Origin of the sequence: Prevotella merdae (assembly GCF_900290275.1) — a bacterium.
GTDB lineage: Bacteria > Bacteroidota > Bacteroidia > Bacteroidales > Bacteroidaceae > Prevotella > Prevotella merdae.
Map to the genome: position 1 here is coordinate 717,148 of NZ_LT985323.1, position 13,634 is coordinate 730,781.

Below are 13,634 nucleotides of genomic sequence, written 5' to 3' on the forward strand. Positions count from 1 at the left end.
GTTATTAGAATTTAAAGAGATCGCTTGTTGTCAGCAGACCTGAGTGTTGCTGTGTGTATTCGGCTGCAAGCACTGCACCAAGAGCAAATCCCTTACGCGAATGAGCATCGTGAGTGATGTTTATACAATCGGCCTCACTGTCATATATAATAGAATGTATACCAGGAACCTCATCACGGCGAATGCTCTCAATGGCAAGCTGGTCGGCAGCTACATTATTGGTGCCTTCTACAGTACCGTCAGCAAGATGCTGCTCGCCCTTAACCCATGATGTCTTACGGTCAAGATCGTTCACAATCTCCTCTGCAAGAGTGATGGCTGTACCCGACGGAGCATCAAGCTTGTGGATATGATGTGTCTCCTCCATATGTACATCATACTGTGGGAACTGGTTCATAATTTTAGCCAAATAGCGGTTTACGGCAGAGAAGATAGCTACACCGATAGAGAAGTTAGATGCCCAAAACAATGTCTTGCCTTCTTCTGTACACATGCGGCGCACATCGTCGCCATGATCCTTCATCCAACCAGTAGAGCCACTTACTACCTTAACACCAGCCTTAAAGGCACGCAAATAGTTGCCATATGCTGCTGTAGGCGATGTAAATTCTATAGCAACGTCTGCTGATGCAAACTCTGGTGAATCGAAATCCTGCTGATTGTCAATGTCGATGATGCTAACAATTTTGTGGCCACGCTCTTTGCAGATAGACTCAATCATCTTGCCCATCTTGCCGTAGCCGATAAGTGCTATGTTCATTGTATTTAAAATTTTTGTCTGTTTATGCTTATGAATATCACTTGCAAAGTTAATTAAAAAGGTTGGTATACGTTAAAAAGCATAGCATTTTTAGACATTTATAATAAAATGTGGCATTAGTTGTTGGTATAAAACGGAAAAAGTGGTATTTTTGCTACCCGATTTTTAAGAAATCATTTACATTTGATAAAAACAATTATGAAAAGAGTTAAGTTTATTTTGGCACTTGCATTTCTCTGCATGTGCACTAGCAGTATTCAGGCACAAAGCATTAAGGACATTCTTGAGGGTGTGGTAAACACTGTTGTTGGCGACAAAGCTACAAACGCTAAATCTATAAAAGGCACATGGAAGTATAGCGGACCAGCTTGCGAATTTGAGAGCGACAACCTGCTTTCTAAGGCTGGCGGCACTGCCGTTACCAACAAAATAAAGAAAAGAGTAGCTCCTATTATGAAGACTCTCGGCATCAACGGCATTGTATATACATTCGACGGCGAAGGCAACTATACATCAAAGATTAAGAAGCACGAGACTAAGGGCACATACGTGTTCAATGAGAAAGACAAGACCATAACCTTTACACCGGCTATTGGTATGCCTTACACAGCATACGTCGTTACCCAAGGCTCGACAATGACTCTTACCTTCAATGCCGACAAGCTGATGAATACATTGAAGACCATATCAAACGCCACATCAAAACTTAGCACAACATCGGCTATTGTAAACAGCATTCTCGGCAGCTACAATGGCATGCGTATTGGTTTTGAGCTAAAGAAATAAAGAAATCTTTAAACAGTAACAAATGGAGCAGTTTCGACGTCGTTACATACGCTACCTAAAACTTGAGCGCAACTACACCGCCAACACTATAGAGGCGTATACCCACGACCTCGACTATCTGCTGAACTTTATGAGGTGCGAGAACCTGAGTGTCTATGACATCAGACTCTCGCACCTCGAAACATTTGCAGCCACTATTCACGAGTTTGGAGTGTCTGCCACAAGTCAGGCACGTATACTTAGTGGTATAAGGGCGTTCTTCCGCTTTCTTGTTCTCGACGGAGTATTGACCGACGACCCTGCAGAGCTGCTTGAGTCACCATCTATAGGCGAACATCTTCCTGAAGTATTGTCAACAGAAGAGGTTGACCGTATGGAGCGCGCAATAGATCTATCTAAATGGGAAGGACAACGCAACCGTGCCATAATAGAAGTACTGTTCTCGTGCGGTCTACGTGTATCCGAGCTTATAAACTTGCGCTTTAGCGACATATCTGTCAAGAATAAGTTTCTGCGCATAGTGGGCAAGGGCGACAAGGAACGTCTTGTACCAATATCTGATACCGCCTTAAACGAGATACAACTATGGCTGTTCGACCGCAACTTGATGAAAGTAAAACCAGGCGAGGACGACTATGTGTTCCTAAATAGGCGCGGTGCTCATCTCACCCGCACCATGATTCTTATTATGATAAAGAATGTTGCCAAAGATGCGGGCATCACCAAGACTGTATCGCCACACACGCTACGCCACTCGTTTGCCACTGCTCTACTGCAAGGCGGCGCCAACCTTCGTGCCATACAGGAAATGCTTGGACACGAGAATATCAAGACTACACAGATATACACCCACATCGACATCACCACATTGCGCGAAGAGATTCTCAACCATCATCCTCGAAATATGAAGAAAAACAAGGATTGATTAATGACCAAAACAAAAATAACGCCTATTACACTGGAGGGTATACTCCGTGTAATAGGCGTTAAGTATATATATCCTATCCTATTTATATGGCTTACTTCTGAAGCAAAGCCATAGTGTCCTTAGCAATCATCAACTCCTCATCGGTAGGAATCACACATACAGTAACCTTTGAATCGGGAGCTGAGATAATAGCCTCCTTGCCACGTACCTTGTTTGCCTCAGCATCCATCTTAACGCCAAGGAACTCAAGATCCGAGCAAGACTCAAGACGAGTACCAATCTGATTCTCTCCTACACCGGCTGTCCATACAATGATGTCTACACCACCCATAGCTGCGGCATAAGCGCCAATGTACTTCTTGATGCGGTAGTTGTACATCTTAAGAGCAAGCTGTGCACGCTCGTTGCCCTCGTTAGCAGCGCTCTCAATCTCACGCATATCCGAAGAAATGCCTGTGATACCGAGTACACCGCTCTCCTTATTAAGGAAGTCGGCCATTTCCTGAGGCTTTTTGCCAAGCTTCTCCATAAGGAATGTTACGGCAGAAGGATCGATATCGCCCGAACGGCTACCCATCATTACGCCGGCAAGCGGAGTGAGACCCATTGATGTGTCTACACACTTACCAAACTTAACGGCTGATACAGAAGCACCATTACCGATGTGACAGGTGATGATACGCTGTGTTTTGATGTCGCGACCGAGGAACTCGCACACACGCTGTGATACATAACGGTGGCTGGTTCCGTGGAAACCATAACGACGTACATGATACTTCTCGTACAGCTCATAAGGAATAGCGTAGAGATAAGCGTAATCTGGCATTGTGCTGTGGAATGCATTGTCGAACACACATACCTGAGGTGTATTAGGCATAAGTTTATCTACAGCACGCAAGCCCTTAAGGTGTCCTGCATTGTGTACTGGTGCCAGGTCGCAAAGACTTTCTATACCATCCTCTACCGACTTGTCTACTATAACGCTCTTCTCGAAGAGGTCGCCACCCTGCACAATACGATGACCTACAGCATCAATTTCGTCGAGGCTCTTGATAGCACCGAACTCAGGGTTGAGAAGACACTGGAATACGAAGTTAACGCCTTCCTTATGGTCAGGCATGTCGTGCATAATCTTCTTCTTCTCGCCGTTAGGCAGAGTTACTTTTATGAAAGCTTCGTCAAGACCGATACGCTCAACACCGCCAGCAGCGAGCACCGAGTTGTCGTCCATGTTATAGAGCTTATACTTGATGGAAGAACTTCCGCAGTTTAAAACTAATATTTTCATGAGTTTTGAATTTTGAATTTTGAATTTTGAATTGTTGCGACATAATGTCGCAATTATGAGTTATTGAGTTTTGAATTTTGAGTTGTTGGGTTTGTTGATTCTGAATTATTCTATTTATTATGATTAATCATTTATAAGATTTTGAACATGCAGTAGTCATCTTCTTTGTTATAGAGACAAGCATACGCTTCAACTCTTCACAATCATTATATATAGACTCGTACTGCTTATTGGTTATATACTGTGTCTTTTGCAACAGACGCAACCAATACAATGTTTCATTAGCTTCCTTAAGTGAAATATAAAGCTTAGCAACAAAATCATTCTTGCTTATTGCACATTGCGCTTCAGCCACATTAGCTCCTATACTGGTGCCACTTCGGAACATTTGGTCGGCAATTCTACGCTCATGTTTCTCTTCGTTTAGGAATCTGCACAACCCTACTATACGGATAGAGAAATTCATACATTTCTCCTCCAGTAGATTTCCGAATTCACTCATAGGCACGTTTTTTATCGTATATCAATTCAAATAGATTGATACTGGATTGATAAGTCAAAATTGATTAAGTCAAAATCGGCAAAGCCGACAACTCAAAACTCAAAACTCAAAATTCAAAGAAGTAAGCGCAAAGCGCTTACTTCTTTGAATCCATTGCCTGACAAGCTGTGATAGCTACCATGTAGTAGATATCGTCTACTGAGCAACCACGAGAAAGGTCGTTCACTGGACGGGCAATACCCTGGAGAATTGGACCAATAGCGATAGCATCGCCAAGACGCTGAACAAGCTTGTAGCTGATATTGCCAACCTCAAGGTTAGGAACAACAAGCACATTGGCATGACCAGCAATAAGGCTGCCTGGTGCCTTCTTCTCGCCTACAGCAGGAACAAGAGCTGCATCGGCCTGCAATTCACCATCGAGCTTAAGCTCAGGAGCCATCTCGTGTGCAAGACGTGTAGCCTCAACCACCTTGTCTACTACCTCATGCTTGGCTGAACCCTTTGTTGAGAAACTAAGCATAGCAACACGTGGGTTCTGAATACCAGCAACCGAACGGGCTGTCTGTGCAGTACATACAGCAATCTGAGCAAGCTGATCGGCTGTAGGAACCGGTGTTACGGCAACGTCGCCCATAACAATGATACCATCGTCGCCATATTGGTGCTCGTGTGTAAGCATAAGCATAGCACCGCTAACACATGTCACGCCAGGAGCACACTTGATAATCTGCAAAGCAGGACGCAGAGTATCGCCTGTTGTGCTTAATGCACCTGAGATCTGACCATCAGCACCCTCTGTCTTGATAATCATGCATCCAAGGTAGAGAGGATTCTTAACAAGCTCACGAGCCTGCTCGATAGTCATGCCCTTCTTCTTGCGAAGCTCGGCAAGAAGCTCTGCATACTCCTCGGCTTTGGGGTTATTAAGCGGATCGACGATAGTTGCCTTGTCGATGTTGTGGAGATCCCACTTTGCGGCAAGCTCTTTTAGTTCGTCGGGGTTGCCGATGAGGATGAGTTCGGCAATACTGTCGGCCAGTACGCGGTCGGCTGCTCTAAGTGTGCGCTCCTCAGTAGCTTCGGGGAGCACAATGCGTTGTTTGTCGCTCTTAGCGCGCGCAACGATGTGTTCAAGTAAATTCATATTAGTTTATAATATAATGTTGATTTGTTTCGTTTTGTCACATTGACTTTGCAAAATTAGTAAAAATAAATGAGCTACGTACCACGCAGCTCATTTATTTTTCAATTGATATATCGCAAGTTGCTAAAATCCTCGTTTTAGCACACAATCAGTCTATAAAATGCTCTCTGCCATGGCTTTTCCCAGAGCCTCGCAAGCCTTTCGTGTTTCTTCGCTAAGGCTTTGCTTTATCTCTGCTGGTTCGCCTACGAGTTCAAATTTTGCTGTTGTCTCGTTCCATTCCTTTATCTTCTTAACGGCCTGGCCTGCCCATGTGCACGAGCCGAATATTCCAAGCTTGCGACCCTTTATGTTGCGTCCGCCTATCTCGGATAACAGACTCTCCATCTGTGGATACAGACCATTGTTATAAGTTGGAGCACCAAGCACCATAGCGTTATACTTGAAGATATCGCTCAGTATATACGAGTGGTTGGTGCGCGACACGTCGTGCATAACTATATTCTTAACGCCTGCCTCGCTTGCAGCACGTGCTATAACCTCTGCAGCACGCTCGGTGTTGCCGTACATAGAACCATAGCAGATAACGAGTCCTGGCTCTGCATTATATAAGCTTAGGCGATTGTACTCGGCCATAACGCGCTCAATATACTCATGCCATACAGGTCCGTGTGTTGAGCATATATAGTCTATCTGCACACCAGATAGCTTTTTCAAAGCCTGCTGCACGGGTACACCATACTTGCCTACAATATTAGAATAATAGCGACGCATCTCGTCCCAATATATGTCACAGTTCATATGCGAGTCGACAAAGGCTCCATTCAGTGCGCCAAAGCATCCGAAGGCATCACCTGCAAACAGAGTATGCGTTGTTTGGTCGAGTGTAACCATTGTCTCTGGCCAGTGCACCATAGGTATTAGCACAAACTGCAGCTCGTGCTTACCCAGACTAAGCGTATCGCCATTCTTTACTTCCAATATCTCGCTTGCATCCTCGCCCACATGATAGTATCCGCGCATCATATCGAACGTCTTCTTGTTTCCAACAATACGTGCACCAGGATAATATTGCTTGATAAGAGCAAGCGAGCCACTATGGTCGGGTTCCATGTGATTCACAATGATATAATCGATTTGACGGTCGCCAATCACCTGACGAATATTGTCGAGATACTGCGGAAAGAAGTCGGCCTCAACAGTATCTACGAGTGCTATCTTCTCGTCGTTGATGATGTATGAGTTGTAGCTCACACCGTAAGGCAATGGCCACAGACCTTCGAATATATCCTTGTGTCGGTCGTTTACGCCAACGTAGTGGATGTTGGATGTAATTTCTGTATTCATAATTGTTTCAAGTTTTTTTATGATTTTGTACTTGTTCGTTTTTATACTTCAATGCTGTTACGTATTGGCTTCATTATTGTGCCACTCTATTCCTTGTTTTCAGGCTCTCGCCAAAATCCTTGGATATATAGTTGAATATGTCCTTGCAGCAATCGGCAGCAAACTCCATGGCACACTCTATCAGCTTATCCCATGTGCTCTCATCAAGTCCGCGCTCTATATCAGCCCTTGTTACACCATATTTAATAAGGCCATACACCAGTCCGGCATTAAAGTTGTCGCCGGCACCTATCGTACTAACAGTATGGATGTGCTCTACTGGATATTCCTTTTTAAAGCCACCGTCCGATAAAACAGTTACGGGCTGTGCACCGTCGGTATATACAAGGCGCTTGCAGTAGAACGATGTGTCTGCCCTATACACACGCTCAGCGGTGTCCTTATGATAAATCTCGTTGAAGTCGTCACGCGAACCTCTCACTATATCAGCATACTCAAGGTTCTCTATAAGATTAGGTGTAATCTTCATCACATCATTACGATGTGCAGGACGGAAGTTTACGTCGTAATAGATGATAGCGCCACGACTGCGTGCCAGCTCAAGCAATCCCAGTACTTGGTTGCGCATTGCCGGATTAACGGCATAAAACGAACCGAACACCACAATATCGTCGGCATTAATATCAGGATAGACAAAGTCGGCGTGGTTGATATTTGTGTCGCGGTAGAACACATAGTCGGCATTGTTGTCGCTGTCGAGAAAGGCTAACGATATTGGCGACTTGCTTTCCATACACACATTAATGCCCGATGTATCTACATTGTTGTCCTTAAGAAACTGGCGTACATGCTCGCCCACCCTATCATCGCCTGTCTCTGAAAGGAATGTAACATTCACACCGGCTCGTCCCAACGACACTATGCCATTGAATGTAGAGCCTCCTGGTACTGCTTCTGTAGGCTTGCCGTTCTTGAAGATAATGTCGAGCACGGTCTCTCCTATACCTATTACTTTTCGCATATCATTTATCTTGATTTTTCTTATCAGTTTTGACGGGTGCAAATATCTGAATTTTTCGTGAAAGAACAAAGAGTTAGGAGCGTTAATTTTTTGTGCAAAGCGAGCCTTGTACCGCCTGCATCACTCTAAGCCAGTTGCCACCCCATATCTTTGCCATATCCTCTTCAGAGAACTTATGGCGCAACAGTGCCTTGGTAAAGTTTATCAGCTCTGATGCATTGGCAAGTCCAGGCACACCACCATCGCCATCGAAGTCGGTACCCAAGCCTACATAATCGATGCCCATAATATCTACGGCATGGCACAAATGCCTTATTGCGTCGTCTATACAAGCCTTGCCATCGGTGCGTAGGAAACCGTTGTATATAGTTACCTGACATACACCTCCCTTTGCTGCAAGAGCCCGCATCTGGTCATCGGTAATGTTGCGCGGCACATCGCACAAAGCCTTGGTGTTGGAGTGAGAGCACACGATAGGTGTCTTAGATATCTCAAGAGCGTCATAGAAGGATCTCTCGCTGGCATGACTAAGGTCTACCATCAGTCCAAGCCTATTCATCTCGTGTATAACCTTCTCGCCAAACTGCGACACACCGCCATATGTATTAGCCGAGTTACGTGCCGAGTCGCATATCTGATTGTCTCCATTATGGCACAATGTGATATACACGATGCCACGTTTGGCAAAGTGCTCCACATTCGTCAAGTCATCTTCTATAGCCAGTCCGTTCTCAATACCAATCATAACCGACTTCTTTCCTGCCCGCTTGTTAGCTTCAAGCTCTGCCCTATTGCGAGCCAAAGCCACATAATCGGAATGTGCAAGCACCGTCTCGTCTATCTTGTCGAATATAAGATCGGCATAAGCACGCGGTCCATCCACATCAAACGGAGCTATGTCTACAAAGTGTTCGCCCTCTTTAGGCTGTGGCAGATAAGCCACCATAGTTACAGCATCCGTACCTCCATCGCGCATCTTATGCAAGTCGTAGCAGATGCGCGGGTCGCGATGGTCGAAATCAATATTTCTCGGAAAGAACATAGGTGTGTCGCAATGCGAGTCGATGGTAAGGTTGCGACTGTGAAAACGTCGTGCCTCTTTCATTATGCCCGCCTCGTCAACAAGCCATTTAAACAGCGGCTGACCATCCTTGCCTAACCATTCGGGATGCCATTGCACGCCCAAGATGGCCTTATGCTCGTTGCTCTCTACTGCCTCAATCACTTTATCGGCCGACATAGCCGATACACGCAGATGTTCGCCTACCTTGTCCACAGCCTGATGGTGGAACGAGTTGACAAACATTACGTCGTTGGGATATATATCTCTAAGCAGGCTACCCTCCTCTATGTGTATGCTGTGAGTAGGTTCCTCACGGTCGGCATCCTGCGAATGTTTAATCCTGTTGTCGGTCATAGGCAGATCTTGCTCGATATGTCCGTCAAGAGCAATGGCAAGAGTCTGCATACCACGACAAATGCCCAGTATAGGCAACTGTCTATGATATGCATATCGTGTAATCATAAGTTCGGGCAGGTCGCGTTCTCTATTTATATGATGCAATCCTGGTGCGGGCTCGTCGCCATGCCACAGAGGGTTGAAATCGGCACCTCCGGTAAGCAGCAAAGCATCTATCTGGTCGAGTGTAGACAATATAACGTCGTTATTGTTTACGGGTGGAATAAGCAACGGAGTGCCTCCCGCCTCCACTATCTGTCGATAGTAAGCCGATCGCAATGTGGCATCTATGCCCTCATAATTTGTAGTTATGCCCACAACTGGGCGATTTGGAATGCGTGGAGCATTGCAGTCAAGTTCGTTGAAATGTTCGTGTAGACAATATGATTCCATAATATATATGTATAAACCAAACGCCCTGTAAGGGCAAAAGCGTTTTTCTCAATGCTTTTGCTCTTACAAGGCGTCTTCATTGTTGTTACCTTCTCTAATTATTAGTCCTCTAAATCCTCGAGGTGTACTGGTATCTCTCGTTTGATGCTTTGGTCGAGCGAAATAAGTGTCTCAGTTGAGACAACGCCCGGAATCATCTGCATCTTGTTGTTGAGCAAGTCCATAAGCTGCTCGTTGTCGCGTGCGTATACCTTCAGAAGCATAGTGTAAGGACCGGTTGTGAAATGGCACTCCACAATCTCAGGAATATCCTGCAACTTCTCCACAACATCCTTGTACATGTTGCCACGCTCAAGATTCATGCCCACATATGTGCATGTGTTGTAGCCAATGCTCTTAGGATTAACGTCGAAACCGCTACCAGTTATCACACCACCTGCTATAAGGTGCTGCACACGCTGATGTATAGCTGCGCGAGACACACCACATTCGGCTGCCACGTCTTTAAATGGGATTCGTGCATTCTTAGAAAGAATGCTAAGAATCTTTTTGTCAAGTTTGTCTATCTTATCCATTTTTATTGTTGATTTTCTTTAAAGATTTGTTTTAAGATTACATTATGTCAGCAAATTTAGGCAATATATTTGACACAAACAACAATTTGCCCTATTTTTTTTGATTTTTTTGGCATTGTGGTATCATTATTTTGGTTTTTAAATGAATTGTGTGGCACTAAATCCACTTATTGCTACTTACAAAAATACTTATACACGCATAAGTATACATTATTGTTACTAAAATATTACAAATCTGTTTATAATTATACATTTTAACATTACCGCCCGTATAATTATACGATATTATGTGTATCTTTGCATGTCCCTATGATAATTTGTACAAGCAACCTATAATATAATACTTATCAGAATATAATACATCATCAGGATATGGCATACAGAAAGATAACAGCCGCCGAGGGTGCGGCAATGATTAATGACGGAGAAAACATCGGATTCAGCGGTTTTACACCTAATGGCGTGCCCAAGGCTGTAATTCGCGAATTGTCCAAACGTGCTATTGCAGAACACGATGCGGGTAAACCTTTTAAGGTAGGTATCCTCACCGGCGCATCGTCATGCCAAAGTTTGGAGGGCGACTTTGCTAATGCCAATGCCATTAAGTTCCGTGCTCCGTTCTCTACAAATGCCGATTTCCGCCGCCATGCCAATCTTGGCGAGATCGACTATGAAGATATGCACCTTGGACATATGGCAGAGCGATTGCGCCGCGGATTCTATGGCGACATCGACTGGGCTATTATCGAGGTGTCGGCAATTGAGGATGCGGGCGACAAGCTGCGAATATTCCTGACCTCAGCAGACGGCATAGTGCCCACAATTGTGCGCCTTGCCAAACGTGTTATACTTGAGCTAAACACCTTTCATGACCCACGTGTACGTTATCTGCACGACGAGTACGAGTGTGCCGAATATCCATATCGCCAGCCCATACCACTGTTGACAGTGGGCGGACGCATTGGTAAGGAGTATCTCGAACTTGACCCTTCCAAACTTGTAGGCGTGGTAGAATGCTGTATTCCAGAAGAAGCACGCTCGTTCAAGGCTGTAACACCCGAGACCGAAGCTATAGGCAACCATGTGGTAGATTTCTTCCTCAACGATATAAAGAAAGGACATATTCCGCCATCTATGTTCCCTATCCAAAGCGGTGTGGGTGTTACAGGCAACGCTGTTATGCGTGCCATAGGCAACAACGCTCAGCTGCCTAAGCTCGAGGTATTCTCGGAGGTTGTGCAGGATGCCATTATAGACATGATGCTTGAGGACAAGATTGCACATGCCTCGGTTGCTGCCATGACGGTGAGCAACGAGTGTCTGCGCAAGGTTTACGACAATATCGACTTCTTCAAGTCGCGCATAACGCTGCGCCCAAGCGAGCTTAGCAACTCGGCCGAACTTATCCATCGCTTTGGCGTAATAGCAATGAACACAGCCCTTGAATGCGACATCTACGGCAACGAGAATTCTTCGCACGTGTGCGGATCTAAGCTTATGAACGGTATAGGTGGATCGTGCGACTACGAGCGCAACGGTTCTATAAGCATATTCTACACGCCTTCCACTGCCAAGAACGGTTGTATAAGTGCCATTGTGCCACAGTGTTGCCACATCGACTCAACAGAACACGATGTAGACGTTATAATAACCGAGCAGGGTATTGCCGACCTTCGCGGCAAAGGTCCGGCACGTCGTGCAGAGGAAATAATAGAGAATTGCGCACATCCCGACTATCGTCCGCTTCTGCGCGAATATCAGCGCATTGCATCTAAAGGACACGAGCCTTGCGCATTGCGTGCGGCGTTTGCCTTCCACGACACTTTAGTGAACAAGGGAGACATGAGACTGACCGACTTTGGCGAGTATATGTAAAGACCAAATAACAAAAAAAGTGTCTAGTAAATCTGGAAAAGACAGTAATATATATTAAATGATAAAGTAATATATATTAAATGGCAAAGTAATATATATTAAATGGCAAAGTAATATATATTAAATGGCAAAGTAATATATATTCTCCCTTCCTCCGTGAAAGAGGGAAGGGAGAATATACCGTTCAGCCAATTGGCAGAACAGCTATAGCAATTCTGGCAATTCAAACAACTTGGTAGAGTTGCTGCCTTTTACAAGAATATATTTTCCATGTGGCTTGTCGGCTGCAATTGCCTCCTTAACCTGCTCCACATTGTCGAACAGACGGAACGACTGCGGTGTGTCACAATGCTCAAACTCGGCACCTACGAGCCAAACTGTCTCTATATCCAATGCTTTAAGCATATCCACAATTTTCTGATGCTCGTCGTGACTAACCTCTCCAAGCTCTTTCATATCACCAATAATCACCATTTTGTGCTCGGCCTTGATCTGGGCAAAGTTGTCTAATGCCGCAGCCATACTTGTTGGGTTGGCGTTGTAGGCATCTACTATAAGTCGGTTGTCCTTGGTCTGCTCAAACTGCGAGCGGTTGTTTGAAGGCACATATCCCGATAGAGCATGATTTATCTGCTGTGCGCTCACGCCGAAGTATAGGCCTATAGTGGCGGCAGCAAGCATATTTGCAATATTGTATGTTCCTATAAGATGGGTGTTCACACCGTACCATGTGGCGTCTGCCTCAGATTTCCACTCAAAGTTGAGTGTAGGCTCGCACCCCGTAACACGTCCTTGCACATACAGATTGTCGGCATCGGCACATCCATAGCGCACAAGGCGCAATCCGTTGGCAATACTGTTGAGATGAGGATTATCATTATCTATAAACACCGCGCGCTCTGGCTGCACGGGCGCATTATTGGTTGCAGAAGCAAAACGATTCTCTCTCATAAAGTCGTATAACTCGCCCTTGGTGCGAATAACACCCTCAAACGAGCCGAAACCTTGCAAATGGGCACGACCTACATTTGTAATTATTGCATAATCGGGCTCTACTATGTCTACCAAGGTCTTTATATCGCCAGGATGAGATGCTCCCATCTCCACCACAGCAACCTCATGCTCAGGTTTAAGGCGAAGCAACGTCTTAGGCACTCCAATATCGTTGTTGAAGTTGCCTGCTGTATATAGCACATTGTACTTTTCCTGAAGCACGGCAGCTGTAAGTTCCTTGGTTGTAGTCTTGCCGTTGGTTCCGGTTATGCCTATAATGCGGGTACCGAGAGTGCGACGATGCATCAATGCAAGTTGTTGCAAAGTATGCAGACAATCGTCAACGAGCAGACAGCGAGGGTCTGTGGCATACTCACTCTCGTCCACTATTGCATAGGCACAGCCTTTATCAAGGGCTACAGAAGCAAACTTATTGCCATTGAACGATGCGCCTTTAAGGGCGAAGAACAACGAGCCGGCAGGACAGTCGCGACTATCTGTAGTTACGACGGGATGCTCGGTGAAGATTTTGTATAATTCGGATATTTCCATATTACTTG

The 13,634-nt window shown here is 45.2% G+C and carries 12 protein-coding genes; 3 read left to right on the forward strand and 9 right to left on the reverse strand.

The features are described from left to right. Window positions 1-4 precede the first annotated feature (4 nt). Entirely contained in the window at window positions 5-760 is a 756-nt protein-coding gene (gene dapB / locus C9991_RS02905) for a 4-hydroxy-tetrahydrodipicolinate reductase (protein WP_106811113.1), read from the reverse strand. A gap of 198 nt (window positions 761-958) precedes the next feature. Between dapB and C9991_RS02910 the strand changes: the two genes are divergently transcribed. Together C9991_RS02910 and xerA are read left to right on the forward strand one after the other, a co-directional pair. After that, window positions 959-1,546 carry a DUF4923 family protein gene (locus tag C9991_RS02910; protein WP_106811114.1) on the forward strand — a complete coding sequence of 196 codons (588 nt, stop codon included), beginning with the start codon at window positions 959-961 and terminating at the stop codon, window positions 1,544-1,546. A 22-nt stretch (window positions 1,547-1,568) separates the two neighbouring features. Further along, complete coding sequence (gene xerA, locus C9991_RS02915; RefSeq protein WP_106811115.1) at window positions 1,569-2,471, forward strand: site-specific tyrosine recombinase/integron integrase; 903 nt, start codon at window positions 1,569-1,571, stop codon at window positions 2,469-2,471. 94 nt (window positions 2,472-2,565) lie between these two features. Here xerA and C9991_RS02920 read toward each other — a convergent pair whose 3' ends face one another. The 7 genes from C9991_RS02920 to C9991_RS02950 all read right to left on the reverse strand — a co-directional run bounded on the left by C9991_RS02920 (window position 2,566) and on the right by C9991_RS02950 (window position 10,206). Then, the gene (locus tag C9991_RS02920; RefSeq protein ID WP_106811116.1) at window positions 2,566-3,762 is read right to left on the reverse strand and encodes an acetate kinase; all 1,197 of its coding nucleotides are present in this window, start codon (window positions 3,760-3,762) and stop codon (window positions 2,566-2,568) included. A gap of 127 nt (window positions 3,763-3,889) precedes the next feature. Further along, complete coding sequence (locus tag C9991_RS02925) at window positions 3,890-4,264, reverse strand: four helix bundle protein (RefSeq protein ID WP_106811117.1); 375 nt, start codon at window positions 4,262-4,264, stop codon at window positions 3,890-3,892. Window positions 4,265-4,400: 136 nt separating this feature from the next. After that, window positions 4,401-5,411: a phosphate acetyltransferase gene (gene pta, locus C9991_RS02930; RefSeq protein WP_106811118.1), complete on the reverse strand. Its 1,011-nt coding sequence runs from the start codon at window positions 5,409-5,411 to the stop codon at window positions 4,401-4,403. 153 nt (window positions 5,412-5,564) lie between these two features. After that, on the reverse strand, window positions 5,565-6,758 hold the full coding sequence (locus C9991_RS02935; protein WP_106811119.1) for an FprA family A-type flavoprotein: 1,194 nt from the start codon (window positions 6,756-6,758) through the stop codon (window positions 5,565-5,567). 73 nt (window positions 6,759-6,831) lie between these two features. Further along, the gene (locus tag C9991_RS02940; protein WP_106811730.1) at window positions 6,832-7,779 is read right to left on the reverse strand and encodes a carbohydrate kinase family protein; all 948 of its coding nucleotides are present in this window, start codon (window positions 7,777-7,779) and stop codon (window positions 6,832-6,834) included. An 82-nt stretch (window positions 7,780-7,861) separates the two neighbouring features. Beyond that, window positions 7,862-9,631, reverse strand: a complete 1,770-nt coding sequence (locus C9991_RS02945) for a membrane dipeptidase (protein WP_106811120.1) — start codon at window positions 9,629-9,631, stop codon at window positions 7,862-7,864. Window positions 9,632-9,732: 101 nt separating this feature from the next. After that, on the reverse strand, window positions 9,733-10,206 hold the full coding sequence (locus C9991_RS02950; protein WP_106811121.1) for an Lrp/AsnC family transcriptional regulator: 474 nt from the start codon (window positions 10,204-10,206) through the stop codon (window positions 9,733-9,735). A 357-nt stretch (window positions 10,207-10,563) separates the two neighbouring features. Between C9991_RS02950 and C9991_RS02955 the strand changes: the two genes are divergently transcribed. After that, window positions 10,564-12,081: a butyryl-CoA:acetate CoA transferase gene (locus C9991_RS02955; RefSeq protein WP_484256660.1), complete on the forward strand. Its 1,518-nt coding sequence runs from the start codon at window positions 10,564-10,566 to the stop codon at window positions 12,079-12,081. Between the two features lie 204 nt (window positions 12,082-12,285). Here the strand turns inward: C9991_RS02955 and C9991_RS02960 are convergent, their stop codons facing one another. Continuing rightward, on the reverse strand, window positions 12,286-13,626 hold the full coding sequence (locus tag C9991_RS02960) for a UDP-N-acetylmuramoyl-tripeptide--D-alanyl-D-alanine ligase (RefSeq protein WP_106811123.1): 1,341 nt from the start codon (window positions 13,624-13,626) through the stop codon (window positions 12,286-12,288). Window positions 13,627-13,634: the final 8 nt, after the last annotated feature.

Coding starts and splice junctions, on each gene's coding strand:
- dapB (WP_106811113.1), bottom strand. CDS start 760: ATGAACATAGCACTTATCGGCTACGGCAAGATGGGCAAGATGATTGAG.
- C9991_RS02910 (WP_106811114.1), top strand. CDS start 959: ATGAAAAGAGTTAAGTTTATTTTGGCACTTGCATTTCTCTGCATGTGC.
- xerA (WP_106811115.1), top strand. CDS start 1,569: ATGGAGCAGTTTCGACGTCGTTACATACGCTACCTAAAACTTGAGCGC.
- C9991_RS02920 (WP_106811116.1), bottom strand. CDS start 3,762: ATGAAAATATTAGTTTTAAACTGCGGAAGTTCTTCCATCAAGTATAAG.
- C9991_RS02925 (WP_106811117.1), bottom strand. CDS start 4,264: ATGAGTGAATTCGGAAATCTACTGGAGGAGAAATGTATGAATTTCTCT.
- pta (WP_106811118.1), bottom strand. CDS start 5,411: ATGAATTTACTTGAACACATCGTTGCGCGCGCTAAGAGCGACAAACAA.
- C9991_RS02935 (WP_106811119.1), bottom strand. CDS start 6,758: ATGAATACAGAAATTACATCCAACATCCACTACGTTGGCGTAAACGAC.
- C9991_RS02940 (WP_106811730.1), bottom strand. CDS start 7,779: ATGCGAAAAGTAATAGGTATAGGAGAGACCGTGCTCGACATTATCTTC.
- C9991_RS02945 (WP_106811120.1), bottom strand. CDS start 9,631: ATGGAATCATATTGTCTACACGAACATTTCAACGAACTTGACTGCAAT.
- C9991_RS02950 (WP_106811121.1), bottom strand. CDS start 10,206: ATGGATAAGATAGACAAACTTGACAAAAAGATTCTTAGCATTCTTTCT.
- C9991_RS02960 (WP_106811123.1), bottom strand. CDS start 13,626: ATGGAAATATCCGAATTATACAAAATCTTCACCGAGCATCCCGTCGTA.